Annotated in this window: 13 protein-coding genes and 3 rRNA genes; 12 read left to right on the top strand and 4 right to left on the bottom strand. The window is 60.1% G+C overall.

What is annotated here, in order from left to right; genetic code table 11:
- Positions 1-14: 14 nt before the first annotated feature.
- Positions 15-1,259, top strand: coding sequence for a 2-octaprenyl-6-methoxyphenyl hydroxylase (ubiH, locus tag RVM27_RS08375; protein WP_498957721.1), 1,245 nt, complete (start codon positions 15-17; stop codon positions 1,257-1,259).
- Positions 1,260-1,309: 50 nt separating this feature from the next.
- Positions 1,310-2,563: a UbiH/UbiF/VisC/COQ6 family ubiquinone biosynthesis hydroxylase gene (locus RVM27_RS08370; RefSeq protein WP_227407397.1), complete on the top strand. Its 1,254-nt coding sequence runs from the start codon at positions 1,310-1,312 to the stop codon at positions 2,561-2,563.
- Here the strand turns inward: RVM27_RS08370 and RVM27_RS08365 are convergent.
- The 3 genes from RVM27_RS08365 to gpmI all read right to left on the bottom strand — a co-directional run bounded on the left by RVM27_RS08365 (position 2,560) and on the right by gpmI (position 6,654).
- Positions 2,560-3,855 (bottom strand): S41 family peptidase, encoded by a 1,296-nt coding sequence (locus RVM27_RS08365; protein ID WP_039179205.1) that lies wholly within the window; start codon positions 3,853-3,855, stop codon positions 2,560-2,562. The two genes, RVM27_RS08370 and RVM27_RS08365, sit on opposite strands and share 4 nt — an antisense overlap.
- Positions 3,856-3,955: 100 nt before the next feature.
- The gene (locus RVM27_RS08360) at positions 3,956-5,092 is read right to left on the bottom strand and encodes a murein hydrolase activator EnvC family protein (protein WP_193462038.1); all 1,137 of its coding nucleotides are present in this window, start codon (positions 5,090-5,092) and stop codon (positions 3,956-3,958) included.
- Entirely contained in the window at positions 5,092-6,654 is a 1,563-nt protein-coding gene (gene gpmI, locus RVM27_RS08355) for a 2,3-bisphosphoglycerate-independent phosphoglycerate mutase (RefSeq protein ID WP_193462037.1), read from the bottom strand. The genes RVM27_RS08360 and gpmI overlap by 1 nt, the downstream gene beginning before the upstream one ends.
- A gap of 252 nt (positions 6,655-6,906) precedes the next feature.
- Between gpmI and RVM27_RS08350 the strand changes: the two genes are divergently transcribed.
- The 7 genes from RVM27_RS08350 (at position 6,907) to ruvX (ending at position 11,621) form a co-directional block, all read left to right on the top strand.
- Positions 6,907-7,329: a rhodanese-like domain-containing protein gene (locus RVM27_RS08350; RefSeq protein ID WP_016915639.1), complete on the top strand. Its 423-nt coding sequence runs from the start codon at positions 6,907-6,909 to the stop codon at positions 7,327-7,329.
- A gap of 61 nt (positions 7,330-7,390) precedes the next feature.
- On the top strand, positions 7,391-7,900 hold the full coding sequence (gene secB, locus RVM27_RS08345) for a protein-export chaperone SecB (RefSeq protein ID WP_016915640.1): 510 nt from the start codon (positions 7,391-7,393) through the stop codon (positions 7,898-7,900).
- Between the two features lie 3 nt (positions 7,901-7,903).
- The gene (locus RVM27_RS08340; RefSeq protein ID WP_218314109.1) at positions 7,904-8,671 is read left to right on the top strand and encodes a 16S rRNA (uracil(1498)-N(3))-methyltransferase; all 768 of its coding nucleotides are present in this window, start codon (positions 7,904-7,906) and stop codon (positions 8,669-8,671) included.
- Between the two features lie 138 nt (positions 8,672-8,809).
- A complete protein-coding gene (locus tag RVM27_RS08335) occupies positions 8,810-9,514 on the top strand; it encodes a CvfB family protein (RefSeq protein ID WP_039179221.1) in 705 nt (234 codons plus the stop codon).
- Positions 9,515-9,583: 69 nt separating this feature from the next.
- Positions 9,584-10,549 (top strand): glutathione synthase, encoded by a 966-nt coding sequence (gshB, locus tag RVM27_RS08330; RefSeq protein ID WP_039179303.1) that lies wholly within the window; start codon positions 9,584-9,586, stop codon positions 10,547-10,549.
- Positions 10,550-10,589: 40 nt separating this feature from the next.
- Positions 10,590-11,147 (top strand): YqgE/AlgH family protein, encoded by a 558-nt coding sequence (locus RVM27_RS08325; protein ID WP_026001922.1) that lies wholly within the window; start codon positions 10,590-10,592, stop codon positions 11,145-11,147.
- Between the two features lie 18 nt (positions 11,148-11,165).
- On the top strand, positions 11,166-11,621 hold the full coding sequence (gene ruvX / locus RVM27_RS08320) for a Holliday junction resolvase RuvX (protein ID WP_016915645.1): 456 nt from the start codon (positions 11,166-11,168) through the stop codon (positions 11,619-11,621).
- A gap of 27 nt (positions 11,622-11,648) precedes the next feature.
- On the opposite strand, the gene RVM27_RS08315 is transcribed toward ruvX, so the two are convergent.
- The gene (locus RVM27_RS08315; protein ID WP_016915646.1) at positions 11,649-12,674 is read right to left on the bottom strand and encodes an aspartate carbamoyltransferase; all 1,026 of its coding nucleotides are present in this window, start codon (positions 12,672-12,674) and stop codon (positions 11,649-11,651) included.
- Positions 12,675-13,264: 590 nt separating this feature from the next.
- Between RVM27_RS08315 and RVM27_RS08310 the strand changes: the two genes are divergently transcribed.
- The 3 genes from RVM27_RS08310 to rrf all read left to right on the top strand — a co-directional run bounded on the left by RVM27_RS08310 (position 13,265) and on the right by rrf (position 18,252).
- A 16S ribosomal RNA gene (locus RVM27_RS08310) occupies positions 13,265-14,796 on the top strand.
- A 294-nt stretch (positions 14,797-15,090) separates the two neighbouring features.
- Positions 15,091-17,983: ribosomal RNA gene (locus tag RVM27_RS08305) — 23S ribosomal RNA — on the top strand.
- A 153-nt stretch (positions 17,984-18,136) separates the two neighbouring features.
- A 5S ribosomal RNA gene (rrf, locus tag RVM27_RS08300) occupies positions 18,137-18,252 on the top strand.
- Together the 16S, 23S and 5S rRNA genes form the textbook arrangement of a ribosomal RNA operon.
- Positions 18,253-18,341: the final 89 nt, after the last annotated feature.

Genomic DNA, 18,341 nt, shown 5'->3' with positions numbered 1-18,341 from the left:
GTCAGGAGAGGTGAATGCAGGTGTCCGCAGCGGTAACAGAAGCTTCCAGTGAGCGGCCTGCCACTCACGATATCGTGATCGTGGGGGGGGGCTTGGTAGGCGCCAGCCTGGGGTGCGCCCTCGCGCCTCTGATCGAGCGTTTTGGTTGGCGCGTGGCCATGATCGAGGCCAAGGCACTGCCAGACACGAGCGACCAGGCCACCTGGCAGCCCAGCTTCGATGCGCGTGCCAGCGCCATTGCCGAGGGTTCCGCCCAGCGCTTTCGCCAACTGGGCGTGTGGCAGGAGATGCAGGCCGAGTCCACGCCCATCCAGCGCATTCATATCAGCGAGCGTGGACGTTTGGGGGCGACACGCCTGAGCGCGGAAGAGCTGGGCGTCGAGGCGCTGGGGCATGTGATTCCCAACGCCTGGATGGGGCAGGTACTGCACCGTCGATTGCAGCAACTCCCCATCGAATGGCACTGCCCCGCCTCGGTCACGTCGCTGACCCCGCAGGCAGGGGGGCAGCATCATCTTCGCCTGTCGAATGGCAGTGAACTGACTGCCACGCTGACGTTACTGGCCGACGGAGGCCGCTCGGGCTTGAAAGAACAGTTGGGCATTCAAAGCCGTCGTCACTCTTATGAACAAACCGCCGTGATTGCCCATGTGGGGGTCAGTCAGCCGCACCACGGGGTCGCCTACGAGCGCTTCACCGCAGACGGCCCCATTGCGCTGTTGCCCTTGCCCGGTCAGGCCATGGAGCTGGTCTGGACACACCCCAGCGGGGGTGAGCAGGCGCGCATGGCGCTGTCTGAGCAGGCGTTCTTGAGCCAGCTGCAGCAAGCGTTCGGCGACCGGGTAGGCCGCTTCAATCGGCTTGGGCAGCGTTATTGCTATCCGCTTTCGCTGGTGACTGCCGAAGAGCCGGTAAGGCCGGGGCTAGCGGTGCTTGGCAATGCTGCACACGCGCTGCACCCCGTGGCTGGGCAGGGCTTCAATCTTGCACTGCGCTCCGTGATGGATCTGGTCGAGGCGCTGGCCCAGGCTGCCCAACACCAGCAGCCCTTGGGCAGTCTGGCAACCCTGGCGGCTTTCGAGCGCCGTCGTGCCCATGATCGTGCCAACGTCATCCGTTTCAGCGATGGCCTGGTGCGGCTGTTCGGTGCTTCGCTGCCACTGCTGCCCCATGCCCGTGGTGCCGGATTGATTGGCCTGAACCTGGTGGGACCGCTGCGCCGGGGGTTGGCACGCCGAGCCATGGGGCTAGAACGATAGCGCTGGGACGGTAGCGCGCACCATTGGCGCTGACACATTAAGGATTGGCTATGACGATTCAAGCAGAACAGGGAACCACGGTCACGCGTTTCGATGCGGTGGTGGTGGGGGCCGGCATGGTCGGGGCCAGCGTGGCAGGGTTGCTGGCCAAGGCCGGTATGCAGGTCGCGCTGGTCGAGGCCCGTGAGAAGCCTCTGCAGTTGGAAGGGGTGGCCCAGGCGCTACCGGCGCCCCGTGTCAGCGCCCTGACGCCGGTGTCACAGCGGCTGTTGAACCATCTGGGCGCCTGGCCTGCCATGGCGGCGACGCGTATCACTCCTTACCGTTACATGCAGGTATGGGACGCCGAGGGCAGTGGCAACATCCACTTTTCGGCGGACGAGGCGGGCACCGCCGTGCTGGGGCATATCGTCGAGAACGACGTGACCCTGGCCGCACTCAATGCACAGCTGGCCAACCTGCCGACGTTGACCCGGCTGAATGGCGTGCGCGTCTCCGCGCTGCAGACCAGTTCCAAAGGGCGCTGGCTGGTATTGGAGGATGGCCGCCAGCTGGAAACCCCGCTGCTAGTGGCGGCCGATGGTGCGCGCTCTGTGCTGCGCGAACTGGCGGGCATCGAGGTGGCAGAGGAGTCCATGGGCCAGGAAGCGGTGGTCACCACCGTGCGCTGTGAGCACGCCCATGGAGCGACGGCCCGTCAGGCCTTCGTAAGCGGCAGCCCGCTGGCTTTCCTGCCGTTGACCGTGGACGGCGATGATCGGCTGTGCTCGATTGTGTGGTCCGTGCCACCCGAGCAGGCGGCCCGGCTTGAGTCGCTGGCACCGCAAGCGCTGGGAGAGGACTTGGGTCGTGCCTTCGATCACCGTCTGGGGGCTGTCACGGTGCTTGATCGAGCCTATCGCTTTGCGCTGGTACAACGCCACGCCCGCCGCTATGTGCAGGAGCACTTTGCCCTGGTGGGGGATGCGGCGCACAGCATTCACCCCTTGGCGGGGCAAGGGGTGAACCTTGGGCTGATGGATGCGGCGGTGTTGGCGGAAGAAGTGGTTGCTGCCTGGCGGCGTGGCTCGCCCTGGGGCAGCCTGACCATCCTGTCGCGCTACGAACGCCGCCGTCGTCTCGACAATACGGCCATGCTGGCCCTGATGAAGGGCTTCAAGGGGCTGTTTGGCAGTCAGCAGCCGGGCCTGACCCTGCTGCGTAATGTCGGCATGAGTGGCATGAACCAGTGGGTGCCACTCAAGCGGCTCATCATGCGGCAGGCCACCGGTGAAAGAGGTCGCCTGCCGAGCACGTGCCGTTAGCGGCGCCGGTCGACGACATTGAGCGCTTTCAACAGGTTGAGCGCTTCGCTGAGCTGATAGTCGTCGCGCAGCCGCTGCGACATGGCAGCGCGCTCGCGGGGCTGGTTCTGACTGCCCAGATGCCCTTCCAGGTCGGCTTCGCGCAGTTCACGGCGGCTTTCGGCCACTTCCAGGCGGCCACGCACCACTTCCACGTCCGGCTCGATGCCCTGCGCCTGGATGGAGCGGCCATTGGGCGTGTAGTACAGCGCCGTGGTCAGCTTCAGCCCTTCGCCATTGCCTAGCGGCATGATCTGCTGCACCGACCCTTTGCCAAAGCTTTCGGTGCCCATGATGACTCCACGGCGCTGGTCCTGAAGCGCACCCGCCACGATCTCTGCGGCGGAGGCGCTGCCGCTGTTGATCAGCACCACGAGCGGTACATCACGCGCAGGCGTATCGGGCGATGCCGAGAAGGACATCTCGGTATCCGACAGGCGACCTTCGGTATACACGATCAGCCCGCTATCCAGGAAGAGGTCGGCCACGCCCACCGCCGCCTGCAGTACCCCGCCAGGGTTGTTACGTAAATCCAGAATCAGGCCTTCGAGCGGCTGTTCGCGAGCCATGCGCTCGAGGGCGCGGCGTGCCTGTTCCGGCGTGCGTGATTGGAACTGGCTGATACGTAAATAGCCGTAGCCAGGCTCCAGGGTTTCATGGCGCACGCTTTCGCTACGGATGATTTCCCGGGTCAGCGTAAGGTCTCGTGGGGTATCTTCGCCCGCGCGCAGAATGGACAGCCGCAGCTGGCTGCCCGGCTCGCCCCGCATCAGGTTGACGGCTTCCTGCAAGGAGAGGTTATCGGTGGGTGTGCCATCGATGGCGATGATGATGTCCCGCGACAGCAGGCCCGCGCGGGAGGCCGGTGTATCGTCGATGGGAGTGATCACCATGAGTTGACCATTCTCGGTGCCGACTTCGATGCCGATGCCGCCGAACTCGCCCTGGGTGGACTCGCGAAGGCTCTGGTACTCGTTGGCATCCAGGTAGGCCGAGTGAGGGTCCAGCTCGCTGAGCATGCCGCGCATGGCATTGCGCAGCAGCGTGCGATCATCCACTTCCTCGACATAGGCCCGTTTGATGCGTTCGAACACCTCGGCGAAGGTCTGGATCTCTTCCAGCGGAAGGTCGTCGGCGACGCTATTGGCCGTTTGAGCCGCCAAGGGTAAGGGAGCTGCCAGCAGCGCGAGCGGAAGCAGGGTCGCCAAGAAACGCTTGGCAGGGGCCGATACCTCGGTTACAGATAGCGTCATGCGTACTCCGCAAGGCGAAAGGCAGCGCCGCTGGGCGCCGCAGGGGTTGAGACGATTGGCGCGACACCTTCATGGATGCCGCTGCTATCAGCTTATCCCGTCAACGTCGTGCAATCCAACGTTGCGGGTTAATTGGTGCGCCCCCTCGCCGCACTTCGAAATAGAGCGCGGACGAAGGCTGCCCTCCGCTGTTGCCCACTCGGCCGATGCGGTCGCCTCGGTTCACTTGCTGGCCCGGGCGGGCATCGAACTGCTGAAGATGGGCATACAGGGTCATGATCTGATCACCATGATCGATGATCATCAGGTTGCCGAACCCCCGCATCCAGTCCGCAAAGACCACCCGCCCAGAGTGGACGGCCGTGACCGCCGTGCCGGCGCCCGCTTGAATCACGATACCGTTGTAATGCACGCCCTGACGGCGTTGGAAGCTGGCCGTGATGGCGCCCTGTACTGGCCAGGGCAGGTCGCCCTGGGTGCGGGTGATGTTGGTGGAGGGCGTCGGTTCGGCCAGTCGGGCAAGCTCGGCCTGGATGGCGCGTAGCTGCTGTTCGGCCTGCTCGCGGCTCTGGCTGAGATCGGCCAGACGGTCGGCTTCGCTCTCGTAACGGTCATCCAGCGTGGTCACGACGCTGCGCCGCTCCTCCGTGCGGCGGGCCAGCAGCGCACTCTGCGCTTCCAGCTCGTCCGCCAGGGTATCCAGCCGGGTCTGGCGCTCGGCCAGCGCCTGCTCGGTATCCACCAGCGCGGTATCCAGGCGGGCAATGTCGCCCAGGCGACGTTGCCGCGCCTGCGTCAAGCGGTTCAAGTAGGCCTGCATGCGGTCCAGCTCGGCGGGGTTGCTCTGGTTCAACAGCAGCTTGAGCTGAGGGGTGGGCCCCAGCCGGTAGAGGGCCGCCAGCTGCTGGCCCAGCGCTGTGTATTGCGCCGCTCTTTCCTGCTCGAGCCGCTCACGGTGCTGGCGCAGTTGCTCGCTCTCTTCGTTCAGTTGGCGGCGTTCCCCCTGCAGCTGGTCCAGACGCTGGTGCGTTTGGGCCAGCTCCGTCTCGACGGCACGCAGGGCCTGTTGGGCGCTGTCACGGGCCTGGTCCGTCACGCCCAACTGTTGGGTCATGGCATCGATTTGCTGGCCTAGCGCATCCAGCTGCTGCTGGGCGGCACGCTCATCCTGCGCGACGGCAGCGGACGTGCCCAGCATCAGCAGCGCCAGCAAGGGCAGCCGTTGCCACGATGGCATTAGGCGAAGCGCAGCAGTGACTGGCCCGTCATCGCGTCTGGCTGTGGCTGATGCATCATCGCCAGCAGCGTGGGTGCCAAATCGCACAGACGGCCGTCCGACAGCTGAGCCTCGCGCTCACCGACGTAGATCAGCGGTACCACGAAGGTGGTGTGAGCGGTTTGCGGCTCGCCGGTCACCGGGTGCACCATCTGTTCGGCATTGCCGTGGTCGGCGGTGATCAGGCAGGCGCCACCGGCCCGCTCGATGGCCTCCACGACCCGCCCAACGCAGGTGTCGACGGTTTCAATGGCCTTGACGGCGGCGGCAAAATCCCCCGTGTGACCGACCATGTCGCCGTTGGCGTAGTTGCACACCATCAGGTCGAAGCGGCCGCTGTCGATGGCGTCCACCAGCTTGTCGGTGATGTCGAACGCGCTCATTTCCGGCTTTTCGTCGTAGGTTTTCACATCACGAGGCGACGGCACCAGGATACGTTCTTCGCCGTCATACTCGGCTTCGTTACCCCCCGAGAAAAAGAACGTCACATGAGGGTACTTCTCGGTTTCGGCGATGCGCAGCTGGGTCAGGCCGCGCTTGGACACCACTTCGCCCAGCGTATCGGTGAGGTCGGTGGGGGGAAACGCCGCCGGAGCGGCAATGTCGGCGGCGTACTGGGTCATCATCACCAGGCCGTCACCCGCCAGGGCAGGCCGGGTCTGGCGCTGGAAACCGGTAAAATCTGCATCGGTGAAGGCGCGGGTCAGTTCGCGGGCTCGGTCAGAGCGGAAGTTCAGAAAGATCGCCGCGTCGCCATCTTGTAACGTCATGGCGCTACCGTTGACGGGAACGCTGGTGGCCGCCACGAACTCGTCGGTTTCACCACGCGCGTAGGCATCCCGCAGGCCGCTTTCAGCGCTGGTGGCGGTATGGTCGGCATGACCCTCGGTGAGCAGGCGGTAGGCCTGCTCGACCCGCTCCCAGCGGTTGTCTCTGTCCATGGCGAAGAAGCGGCCAATGATTGAGGCCACGAAGCCGTTGTCGGCACCGACCAGCTCGGCAAGCCGGGCATTGGCGCGCTCGATGGAGGCCAGCGCGCTTTGCGGGGGCATGTCGCGGCCATCCAGGAAGGCGTGCACGTAGATTCGCTGAGCGCCGCGCCGTGCTGCCAGTTCTGCTACGGCAATGAAGTGGTCTTCATGGCTGTGTACGCCTCCAGGGGAGAGCAGGCCCAGCAAATGTACCGCTTTGCCGTTGGCCACGGCGTCGTCGATGGGTTTGGTCAGCACGCCATTGGTATCCAGGTCGCCATCCTCGATGGCCTTGGTGATCCGCGTGAAGTCCTGGTACACGATGCGCCCAGCCCCCAGGTTCATGTGGCCCACTTCCGAGTTGCCCATCTGCCCATCGGGCAGCCCCACATGGCGGCCATCGGTGTGTACGAAGGCGTGGGGGCGTTTGGCCCACAGAGCATCCATGTTCGGGGTATGGGCGGCAGCCACGGCGTTATGTGCGCTATCGGGGTTGTGACCATAGCCGTCCAGGATGATCAGGGCGACGGGGCGGGGTGCAGATGATGCCATGAGAAACCTCGTTATATGGGTCAGCCAAGCAACGAAAAGTGCTGTTTGAAACGCTGGCAATGGCCATTCAGCCAGTTTTCAGACAGTACCTGAGAAACAGGGTCGCGGCGGGCGCGTGCTTGGGGCATCATAACGCAGGCAGCCGCTGGGCGTCATGGCCTGCGCGGTATGCCCTGTGACGTGTATACTTGTCGCGTTTCTGATGGCGGCCAGGCCGCTTTTTTCTGCATAGACCAAGAGATTGTGTTCGCGATGATCGATCAGCTGTTCGAATTCGTAATGAACCACCCCCTGTTGGTGGGGGCATTTTTGCTGGTGCTCACGGCGTGGATTGTCTACGAAACGCGTAGCGCTGCCTCAAATGCCGTGTCCTCTAGCCAGGCCACCCAGCTCATCAACCGCGAAGATGCGGTGGTGGTGGACATTCGTGAAAGCAAAGACTTCAAGGCGGGGCATATCGCCGGTGCACGCAACATTCCCCAGAGCAGCCTCGATAGCCGCATGAACGAGCTGGAGAAAGTCAAAAGCCAGCCGATCATCGTGGTGTGCAAGCATGGCCAAAGCTCGGGTGCCGCACAAGCCAAGCTGGTCAAGGCGGGCTTCGAGCGGGCCACGAAGTTGCGTGGTGGCATGATGCAGTGGCAGGCCGATGGCCTTCCCGTAGTGAAGAAGTAAACGACGAAAGCGGCCTCTGGGCCGCACGCTTTTTTATTGAATGAATAACGAGGAGTCTCCCATGGCGGAAGATAACAACACCCCGCAGGCCGGTGCCGCTGAAGGCGAAAAGCCGCAGCTGAAATTCTCTTTGCAGCGTATTTACGTGAAAGACATTTCCTTCGAAGCGCCGAACTCTCCTTCCGTGTTCAAGCAGGCGTTCAAGCCCAAGGTCAATCTGGATCTGAACACTACCAGCCAGAAAGTGGCTGACGACCAGTACGAAGTCGTGGTCAAGGTCACCGCCCAGGTGAATGACAGCGAGTCCGGCACCACGTCGTTCCTGGCCGAAGTCGAGCAGGCTGGCCTGTTCCGTATTTCCGGCATCGAAGGTGCGCAGCTGGAGCAGACGTTAGGCGCCTTCTGTCCTAACCTGCTGTTTCCTTACGCCCGTGAGTGTATCGACAACCTGGTCAACCGTGGCGGCTTCCCTGCGCTGATGCTGGCGCCGGTCAACTTCGAAGCCATGTACGCCCAACGCAAGCAGCGTGAAGCGCAGCAGGCAAGCCAGGCTGCCGAGAACACCCACTAAGCCATGCTCGAAGCGCATTCGGCAGCACACTGGCTCGCCACGCACGGCAAGATGCCACGCCTTCATGTGCCCACCGAGCTGCGTGTCGGGGCAACCGTCACGCTGCCGGAAGGCCCTGCCAAGCACGTTACCCGCGTGCTACGCATGGGGGAGGGCGCGGCACTGATCCTGTTCGACGGGGCGGGCCAGGAGGCAGGCGTTCGGCTGGCGGAGGTGGGGCGAAAACAGACCACCGCAACCGTCGAATCGGTATGGCCAGGCAGCGCGGAGTCTCCGCTAGCGGTGCATCTGGGCCAGGCGATTTCCAAGGGAGATCGCATGGACTATGCCATTCAGAAAGCCGTGGAGCTGGGCGTCGCTGCCATCACCCCACTCTATACCGAGCGGGGGGATGTTCGCCTGAAAGGCGACCGAGAAGAGAAGAAGCTGGCCCATTGGCAGGCGGTGGCTGCCAGCGCCTGCGAGCAAAGTGGGCGTGCAGTGGTGCCTCCCGTGTACCCGCCGCAGGGGCTGGAGGAGTGGCTGGCCGAACGGCAAGAGCCGCTGCGCCTGATGCTTCATCTGGCCACGGGCAATGGCTTTGCACAGTCGTCTCGGCCCGCTTCGGCAGCGTTGCTGATTGGCCCCGAAGGAGGGCTCAGCGAGACCGATATCGCTGCGGCCACCGCCAGCGGCTTTACGCCGCTGACATTAGGGCCCCGTGTACTGCGTACGGAAACCGCACCGGTCGTCGCGCTGACCCTCCTGCAGCATCATTTCGGCGATTTGTAAGCGCTTACTGTCAGCCGCTGCCGCATTCTCTGTGGCAGCGGCTTTTGTATAGCAGGCTGTCAGGCCGAATACGGCCTCGCTTTGGCTAGCGTTAGCAAGGTACGCTACCGATTCTCAACCCTTCGCAAGGACACCTCCATGGCCCGTGAGTCCCATGCCTCTCCCCGTTCTGCCAGCGATGCGACTGCCCAGCTGGGAGAAGTCGCTTACTTGACCGTGACGGCAGTGAACAGTACGGGCGCCTTTCTGCGTTGGGGCCAGCCCAAGGACGTGCTGCTGCCCTATAGCGAACAGCGTTTTCGCCCGGATCCCGGCAAGCGCGTACTGGTCATGCTGTATAGCGATGACCAGGGGCGTCCCGTGGCATCCATGCGATTGGACCGCTTCCTGAGCGACGACGCCTGGGCGCTGTCGCAGGGTGATGAGGTCACGGTAGTGGTGGCCGATCGCACGGACCTGGGCATGAAAGTGGTGGTCGAGCACCGTTACTGGGGATTGATCTATCAGGACGACATGACCCAGCCGCTGCGCCGAGGGCAGACGCTGAAAGGCTATGTAAAACAGCGTCGCGAGGATGGCCGAGTCGATATCTCGCTGCTGCCGCCGGGGGCGGCTCGCCTCGATGTGGTGGGTGACAAGATACTGCAAGCGCTACGCGAAAGCGGCGGCTACTTGCCGCTGGGCGATAAAAGCGATGCCCACGCCATCAAGGCGCGCCTGGGGGTGAGCAAGAGCGCCTACAAACAAGCGATCGGGCGGCTTTACAAGCAACAGCTGATCACCCTGGCCCCCGATGCCATTCGCCTGGTGCCTGGCGCGCTCTCCGAAACCGCAGACAAATAGCCGCGGTTGGAGCCGTGCCTGCAGTACGGCATACTGAATAATGATTGTTCCTGCATGGACGGTATTTCGATGAGCCACTCAACGTTGCATCTCGGTGTCGTGATGGACCCGATCAGTGACATCGCCTACAAGAAAGACACCACCCTGGCGATGCTGTGGGCTGCCCAGGAGCGCGGCTATACCTTGCACTACATGGAGCAGGACGATCTGTTCTTGAACGCAGGGCAGGCCTACGCACGCATGCGTCCATTGACCGTGCATCGTGATCCTGCGCATTGGTACGACCTTGGCGAAGCAGTTCAGCGGCCACTGGCAGAATTGGACGCCGTGCTGATGCGCAAGGACCCGCCGGTAGATGCCGAGTTCATCAATGCGGTGCACCTGCTGGGCTTTGCCGAGCGCGAGGGAGTGCTGGTGGTGAACCCCACCGCCGCCTTGCTGCAGTGTAACGAGAAGCTCTTTGCCCAGCAGTTTCCTCAGTGCTGCGCGCCAACGGTCGTGGCCAGCCGTGATGACGTGCTGCGTGCCTTCCACGCCGAGCATGGCGACGTGATCTTCAAGCCACTCGACGGCATGGGTGGCACGGGCATTTTTCATATCGGCCCTGATGGCCGCAACATTGGCGCCGTCATCGAGCAGCTGACGCTGCGCGGTCAGCGTCAGATCATGGCGCAGCGCTACCTGCCGGAAATCAAACACGGCGATACCCGTATTCTGCTGGTCGATGGCGAGCCTGTGCCCTTCGGGCTGGCGCGCATCCCCTCGGCGGGAGAGACCCGCGGCAACCTGGCCGCCGGTGGGCGTGGCGTGAGTCGCGAGCTGACCGAGCGTGATCACTGGCTGATCCAGCAGGTACAGCCGCTGATCCGTGAGAAAGGGCTGATGTTCGTGGGTCTGGATGTCATCGGTGACTACATCACCGAGATCAACGTGACCAGCCCCACCTGCGTGCGGGAAATCGACGATCAGCGCGGCACCGACATCGCCGGCATGCTGCTGGACGCCATCGAGCGTCGCCTTGCTTCCGCCCAATAACGCCCGACTTGCTGATTCAGCGGCAAGCCATAGGAGACGCATGCAAAGCTTAAAACACCATTTTTTAATGGCCATGCCGCATCTGGACGACCCCAACTTTGCGGGCAGCCTGGTGTACTTGTGTGACCATGACCACAATGGTTGCATGGGGGTGATTACCAACCGCCCCCTGGAGATCACGCTGGATGCGCTGTTCGAACAGCTCTCCTTGGGGGGCGATGAGAGCCCGCACCGCAATGCGCCTGTCTATTACGGTGGCCCCACCCATAAAGACCGTGGCTTTATCCTTCACGAAGGGGATAGCCAGGCGTGGGATTCCAGCGTCCAGGTAGAAGATGGCATTGCCCTCACCACCTCCATGGATATTCTTCAGGCGCTGGCGGATGGCAGGGGGCCGGAGCACTTTCTCGTGTGCCTGGGGTGCGCGGGCTGGGAAGTGGGACAACTGGAGGATGAGCTCAAGGACAACGCCTGGTTAACGGTGGAAGGTCAGGCTCGCGTGCTGTTCGACACCCCGCCCGCCGAGCGCCTGGCCGCTGCCGCTGGCCTGCTGGGCGTCGATCTCAACCTGATGACCCGTGACGCCGGTCACGCATGACGAAGGGGCAGTAACGCGATGGCCGACAGTGGGGAGCGCCTGATTCTGGCATTCGATTATGGAACGCGGCGCATCGGTGTGGCGGTAGGCAATGAGCTGCTCAACAGCGCCCGCGAGCTGACGCCTCTCCCTGCACGGGATGGCATTCCTGACTGGAACGTGGTGTCTCGTCTGGTTCAGGAGTGGCAGCCCGACCTGTTCGTGGTCGGGCTACCGTTGAACATGGATGGTAGCGAATCGCCCATGAGTACCCGTGCGCGCAAGTTTGGCAACCGCCTGCATGGGCGTTATGGCAAGCCGTGCGAAATGGTCGATGAGCGTGGCTCTACCCGTGAAGCCAAGCAGATCGCCCACGCATCGGGACATCGCGGCAACTATCGTCAGCAGAGCGTGGACGGCATCGCTGCCGTGCTGATTCTGGAAGGCTGGTTCGCCCACCGAGAAGGCCTTCCCGGTGGGCGAACCGCGCACTGAGCGTTTAGCTGCTCAGCCGTCTGCTCATCAGCGGTCCAGCGTGCCAATTTGCGGCGGTACGAACCAGCGTACTGGCCGCATGTCCTGCTCGATCAGCTCGTCCACTTTCAAGAGCGTGGCAAAAATGGCCATCCGCATGGGGATGCCGTTATCTGTCTGGCGGAAGATCGCCAGGCGCGGATCGCCATTCAAATCGACGTTCAAATCATTGGCGCCTGGACGGCTATCGCGCGGTAGCGGGTGCATCACGATCGTGCTTTGGCTGCAGCGGTGATCCAGAAAATCGCGATTGACCATGAAGTCATCGGAAAGCCCCTGGAAGCTCTCGTTCATTTCATCCGTGAAGCGCTCCTTCTGGATGCGCGTCGTATAGACGACGTCCAGATCCGAGAAGTCGCTGGCCAGGGAGTCGCGCTGCTCGATCCGATGGCCCCGCGATGCCACCAGATCCACCAGATAAGACGGCATTTCCAAGCCGGGTGGGGAGACCAGCGTTATCCGCAGCGGATCATAAAGCGATAGCAGCTTGATCAGCGAATGCACCGTGCGCCCGTATTTCAAATCCCCGGTCAGTAGAATGTGGGCACCACTCAGGCGCTTGCCCAACCGCTGGAACTCCTTGTCGATGGTATAAAGGTCCAGCAGCGCCTGGCTTGGGTGCTCGCCTGGACCATCACCACCGTTGATGACCGGCACATGCGTTGCGGCGGCAAACTCGGCAACCGACCCTTGATCCGGGTGGCGCATGACGATGGCATCACAGTAGCCGCTCATTACCCTGCTGGTGTCGTACAAGGATTCGCCCTTGGCCATGGACGAGAAGGTAAAGCCCGTGGTGTCACAGACACTGCCTCCCAGACGGCAGAAAGCTGCATTGAAACTCACCCGCGTCCGCGTACTGGCTTCGAAGAACAGGTTGCCCAGTACCGCACCTTCCAGCACTCGCGTGACCTGACGGCGACTGGCAATCGGCTCCATGCGTGCGGCCACCCGTAACAGGTGATCAACGCTTTCGCGATTTAATGAATCGACGGTTAACAAGTGCTGGCTCATCGAAGACCTCATATCCGTAGGTGCAATAGATGTGGCGAATGTTGCGGAGTGCCAAGTGTAACCGCCAAACAGTAAGCGCCGAAGTGCTTTCCACGGGTTGTGTGATCGCGTGGGCGACTTTTTTTGACTATTTGGTAAATACCCCTTGCCAACCCGGCAGCGAATCCGTAAAGTACGCATCCGCTGCCGGGGACGCCAAGCGTTGCCAGCGGTGAAGAAGGTCGAAAAACCTTCGGTTTGTCAGGAAGTTAGCGTCATCTGTTGGTTGGATTGATCGCTCGCTTTACTCGCTGAAAACAGCCCTTGACAAACACCACGGAATGCGTAGAATACGCCTTCCTCGCTGAGGCAACACGGTTCAGGTCACCGAGCCAGTCACAGCGAAATGATGACAGTAGTATCGCTCTTTAACAATTTGATCAGGTAATTCATGTGGGCGCTTGCCGATGAGGGTGAATCATCACCTAATATCAAGGCAAGCGAACACCAAGATACTCTTCGGAGTATCGCAGTGAATTCGTTTGAACCTTGAGCCAAGTTTGATCCGCTTTTGTTGCCTTCGGGCAGCGAGTAAGGATCGCATTGATCTTAAACTGAAGAGTTTGATCATGGCTCAGATTGAACGCTGGCGGCAGGCCTAACACATGCAAGTCGAGCGGTAACAGGGGTAGCTTGCTACCCGCTGACGAGCGGCGGACGGGTGAGTAATGCATAGGAATCTGCCCGATAGTGGGGGATAACCTGGGGAAACCCAGGCTAATACCGCATACGTCCTACGGGAGAAAGGGGGCTCCGGCTCCCGCTATCGGATGAGCCTATGTCGGATTAGCTGGTTGGTGAGGTAAAGGCTCACCAAGGCGACGATCCGTAGCTGGTCTGAGAGGATGATCAGCCACATCGGGACTGAGACACGGCCCGAACTCCTACGGGAGGCAGCAGTGGGGAATATTGGACAATGGGGGGAACCCTGATCCAGCCATGCCGCGTGTGTGAAGAAGGCCCTCGGGTTGTAAAGCACTTTCAGTGAGGAAGAACGCCTGGTGGTTAATACCCATCAGGAAAGACATCACTCACAGAAGAAGCACCGGCTAACTCCGTGCCAGCAGCCGCGGTAATACGGAGGGTGCGAGCGTTAATCGGAATTACTGGGCGTAAAGCGCGCGTAGGTGGCTTGATAAGCCGGTTGTGAAAGCCCCGGCTCAACCTGGGAACGGCATCCGGAACTGTCAGGCTAGAGTGCAGGAGAGGAAGGTAGAATTCCCGGTGTAGCGGTGAAATGCGTAGAGATCGGGAGGAATACCAGTGGCGAAGGCGGCCTTCTGGACTGACACTGACACTGAGGTGCGAAAGCGTGGGTAGCAAACAGGATTAGATACCCTGGTAGTCCACGCCGTAAACGATGTCGACCAGCCGTTGGGTGCCTAGCGCACTTTGTGGCGAAGTTAACGCGATAAGTCGACCGCCTGGGGAGTACGGCCGCAAGGTTAAAACTCAAATGAATTGACGGGGGCCCGCACAAGCGGTGGAGCATGTGGTTTAATTCGATGCAACGCGAAGAACCTTACCTACTCTTGACATCCTGCGAATTTGGTAGAGATACCTTAGTGCCTTCGGGAACGCAGAGACAGGTGCTGCATGGCTGTCGTCAGCTCGTGTTGTGAAATGTTGGGTTAAGTCCCGTAACGAGCGCAACCCTTGTCCTTATTTGCCAGCGCGTAATGGCGGGAACTCTAAGGAGACTGCCGGTGACAAACCGGAGGAAGGTGGGGACGACGTCAAGTCATCATGGCCCTTACGAGTAGGGCTACACACGTGCTACAATGGTCGGTACAAAGGGTTGCCAACTCGCGAGAGTGAGCCAATCCCGAAAAGCCGATCTCAGTCCGGATCGGAGTCTGCAACTCGACTCCGTGAAGTCGGAATCGCTAGTAATCGTGGATCAGAATGCCACGGTGAATACGTTCCCGGGCCTTGTACACACCGCCCGTCACACCATGGGAGTGGACTGCACCAGAAGTGGTTAGCCTAACGCAAGAGGGCGATCACCACGGTGTGGTTCATGACTGGGGTGAAGTCGTAACAAGGTAGCCGTAGGGGAACCTGCGGCTGGATCACCTCCTTAAACGATGTCTTCCCCTCGCGGCAAGCGCTCACAATGAATTACCTGATCAGAATGCTGTTGATGAGCAGTGATAAGCGTTTTCTTCACATTAAAAAAAGAAAAAAGGTCTTTCTTTTTCTTTTGAAGTGAAAAAAGCATCCGCTTACCACTGCGCATAGCAGTCGCTCTTTAACAATGTATATCATGCTGACAGAAACGCGTTGAACGCGTTTCTACGTAAATTGTATTGTGATACGTCTCAAGCGTATCCGGCAATCGTTATCATTGCGAACCCCAGACTCCTTCGGGTTATAGGGTCAAGCAATGAAGCGCACACGGTGGATGCCTAGGCAGCCAGAGGCGATGAAAGACGTGGTAGCCTGCGATAAGGTTCGGTGAGGTGGCAAACGACCTGTGACCCGGACATCTCTGAATGGGGAAACCCACTCATCACAAGATGAGTATCTTGCGCTGAATACATAGGCGTAAGAGGCGAACCAGGGGAACTGAAACATCTAAGTACCCTGAGGAAAAGAAATCAACCGAGATTCCCCTAGTAGCGGCGAGCGAACGGGGACCAGCCCTTAAGCGTGTGAAAGATTAGACGAACAGACTGGGAAGTCTGGCCATAGCGGGTGATAGCCCCGTAGTCGAAAATCTGATCACGTGAAATCGAGTAGGTCGGGGCACGAGAAACCTTGACTGAAGACGGGGGGACCATCCTCCAAGGCTAAATACTCCTGGCTGACCGATAGTGAACCAGTACCGTGAGGGAAAGGCGAAAAGAACCCCGGAGAGGGGAGTGAAATAGATCCTGAAACCGTGTGCGTACAAGCAGTAGGAGCCCACTTGTTGGGTGACTGCGTACCTTTTGTATAATGGGTCAGCGACTTATATTCAGTGGCGAGGTTAACCGTATAGGGGAGCCGTAGGGAAACCGAGTCTTAACTGGGCGACACAGTCGCTGGATATAGACCCGAAACCGAGCGATCTATCCATGAGCAGGGTGAAGGTTGAGTAACATCAACTGGAGGCCCGAACCAGGATCTGTTGAAAAAGATTTGGATGACTTGTGGATCGGAGTGAAAGGCTAATCAAGCTCGGAGATAGCTGGTTCTCCTCGAAAGCTATTTAGGTAGCGCCTCACGTATCACCGCCGGGGGTAGAGCACTGTTTCGGCTAGGGGGTCATCCCGACTTACCAACCCGAGGCAAACTCCGAATACCGGTGAGTGCCAGCGTGGGAGACACACGGCGGGTGCTAACGTCCGTCGTGAAAAGGGAAACAACCCAGACCGTCAGCTAAGGTCCCCAAATCCTGGTTAAGTGGGAAACGATGTGGGAAGGCTCAGACAGCTAGGAGGTTGGCTTAGAAGCAGCCATCCTTTAAAGAAAGCGTAATAGCTCACTAGTCGAGTCGGCCTGCGCGGAAGATGTAACGGGGCTAAACCAGGTACCGAAGCTACGGGTTCACACTATGTGTGAGCGGTAGAGGAGCGTCGTGTAAGCCGATGAAGGTGTGTTGAGAAGCATGCTGGAGGTATCACGAGTGCGAATGCTGACATGAGTAACGATAAAGGGAGTGAAAAACTCCCTCGCCGGAAGACCAAGGGTTTCTGTTCGACGCTAATCGGAGCAGAGTGAGTCGGCCCCTAAGGCGAGGCCGAAAGGCGTAGTCGATGGGAAACGGGTCAATATTCCCGTACCGGACATGATTGCGATGGGGGGACGGAGAAGGCTAGGTGAGCCAGGCGTTGGTTGTCCTGGTGAAAGTGAGTAGGCTGGGGTCTCAGGTAAATCCGGGACCCTTCAAGGCCGAGACACGAAACGAAGACACTACGGTGTCGAAGTCATTGATGCCACGCTTCCAGGAAAAGCCTCTAAGCTTCAGATCATGTGCGACCGTACCCCAAACCGACACAGGTGGTCAGGGTGAGAATCCCAAGGCGCTTGAGAGAACTCGGGTGAAGGAACTAGGCAAAATGGTGCCGTAACTTCGGGAGAAGGCACGCCGGCGTAGGGTGACGAGACTTGCTCTCCAAGCCCGAACCGGTCGAAGATACCAGGTGGCTGCAACTGTTTAGTAAAAACACAGCACTCTGCTAACGCGCAAGCGGACGTATAGGGTGTGACGCCTGCCCGGTGCCGGAAGGTTAAGTGATGGTGTTAGGATTCGTCCGAAGCTCTTGATCGAAGCCCCGGTAAACGGCGGCCGTAACTATAACGGTCCTAAGGTAGCGAAATTCCTTGTCGGGTAAGTTCCGACCTGCACGAATGGCGTAATGATGGCCACGCTGTCTCCACCCGAGACTCAGTGAAATTGAAATCGCCGTGAAGATGCGGTGTACCCGCGGCTAGACGGAAAGACCCCGTGAACCTTTACTATAGCTTCACACTGGACGCTGATGTTGCCTGTGTAGGATAGCTGGGAGGCTTTGAACCCCGGACGCCAGTTCGAGGGGAGCCAACCTTGAAATACCAGCCTGGCATCATTGGCGTTCTCACTCAGGTCCGTGATCCGGATCGAGGACAGTGTGTGGTGGGTAGTTTGACTGGGGCGGTCTCCTCCCAAAGCGTAACGGAGGAGCACGAAGGTACCCTCAGCACGGTCGGACATCGTGCAATGAGTGCAAGAGCATAAGGGTGCTTGACTGCGAGACAGACACGTCGAGCAGGTGCGAAAGCAGGTTCTAGTGATCCGGTGGTTCTGTATGGAAGGGCCATCGCTCAACGGATAAAAGGTACTCCGGGGATAACAGGCTGATACCGCCCAAGAGTTCACATCGACGGCGGTGTTTGGCACCTCGATGTCGGCTCATCACATCCTGGGGCTGAAGTCGGTCCCAAGGGTATGGCTGTTCGCCATTTAAAGTGGTACGCGAGCTGGGTTTAGAACGTCGTGAGACAGTTCGGTCCCTATCTGCCGTGGGCGTTGGATGTTTGAGAAGAGCTGCTCCTAGTACGAGAGGACCGGAGTGGACGACCCTCTGGTGTTCCGGTTGTCACGCCAGTGGCATTGCCGGGTAGCTATGGTCGGACGGGATAACCGCTGAAAGCATCTAAGCGGGAAGCCCCCTTCAAGATGAGACATCCCTGAGGCCTAGAGCCTCCTGAAGGGCCCAGCGAGACCAGCTGGTTGATAGGCACGGTGTGGAAGCGCTGCAAGGCGTTGAGCTAACGTGTACTAATGGCCCGTGAGGCTTGACCCTATAACACCCAAGGGGTCTGGTCGTGATGATAACGAAGAGTGTGAACGCACTCGACACACCGGATACGCCGCAGTGAGCCCAAGTGCTTGCTGACAAGAGACGCACACAATACACGTCAACGAATACTCAGCATGATATGCATTACCTGTTACGCCTGACGACCATAGCACGCGTGAACCACCTGATCCCATGCCGAACTCAGAAGTGAAACCGCTTAGCGCCGATGGTAGTGTGGGGTCTCCCCATGTGAGAGTAGGTCATCGTCAGGCACTTATATCGTAGAAAGCCCCGAGCACTCTGTGTTCGGGGCTTTTTTCTGTGCGTTAAATTTGTCTACCCCTGGTGCTTTTATGTCAGA

Origin of the sequence: Halomonas sp. KM007 (genome assembly GCF_050709225.1) — a bacterium.
In the GTDB taxonomy this organism is placed as follows: domain Bacteria; phylum Pseudomonadota; class Gammaproteobacteria; order Pseudomonadales; family Halomonadaceae; genus Vreelandella; species Vreelandella hamiltonii.
Note: the sequence above shows the minus strand (reverse complement) of the source record. Positions and strands in the feature narration are given on the sequence as shown.

Bases quoted from the DNA above. Each gene is read 5' to 3' on its own strand.
- ubiH (WP_498957721.1), top strand. From the start codon at position 15: ATGCAGGTGTCCGCAGCGGTAACAGAAGCTTCCAGTGAGCGGCCTGCC.
- RVM27_RS08370 (WP_227407397.1), top strand. From the start codon at position 1,310: ATGACGATTCAAGCAGAACAGGGAACCACGGTCACGCGTTTCGATGCG.
- RVM27_RS08365 (WP_039179205.1), bottom strand. From the start codon at position 3,855: ATGACGCTATCTGTAACCGAGGTATCGGCCCCTGCCAAGCGTTTCTTG.
- RVM27_RS08360 (WP_193462038.1), bottom strand. From the start codon at position 5,092: ATGCCATCGTGGCAACGGCTGCCCTTGCTGGCGCTGCTGATGCTGGGC.
- gpmI (WP_193462037.1), bottom strand. From the start codon at position 6,654: ATGGCATCATCTGCACCCCGCCCCGTCGCCCTGATCATCCTGGACGGC.
- RVM27_RS08350 (WP_016915639.1), top strand. From the start codon at position 6,907: ATGATCGATCAGCTGTTCGAATTCGTAATGAACCACCCCCTGTTGGTG.
- secB (WP_016915640.1), top strand. From the start codon at position 7,391: ATGGCGGAAGATAACAACACCCCGCAGGCCGGTGCCGCTGAAGGCGAA.
- RVM27_RS08340 (WP_218314109.1), top strand. From the start codon at position 7,904: ATGCTCGAAGCGCATTCGGCAGCACACTGGCTCGCCACGCACGGCAAG.
- RVM27_RS08335 (WP_039179221.1), top strand. From the start codon at position 8,810: ATGGCCCGTGAGTCCCATGCCTCTCCCCGTTCTGCCAGCGATGCGACT.
- gshB (WP_039179303.1), top strand. From the start codon at position 9,584: ATGAGCCACTCAACGTTGCATCTCGGTGTCGTGATGGACCCGATCAGT.
- RVM27_RS08325 (WP_026001922.1), top strand. From the start codon at position 10,590: ATGCAAAGCTTAAAACACCATTTTTTAATGGCCATGCCGCATCTGGAC.
- ruvX (WP_016915645.1), top strand. From the start codon at position 11,166: ATGGCCGACAGTGGGGAGCGCCTGATTCTGGCATTCGATTATGGAACG.
- RVM27_RS08315 (WP_016915646.1), bottom strand. From the start codon at position 12,674: ATGAGCCAGCACTTGTTAACCGTCGATTCATTAAATCGCGAAAGCGTT.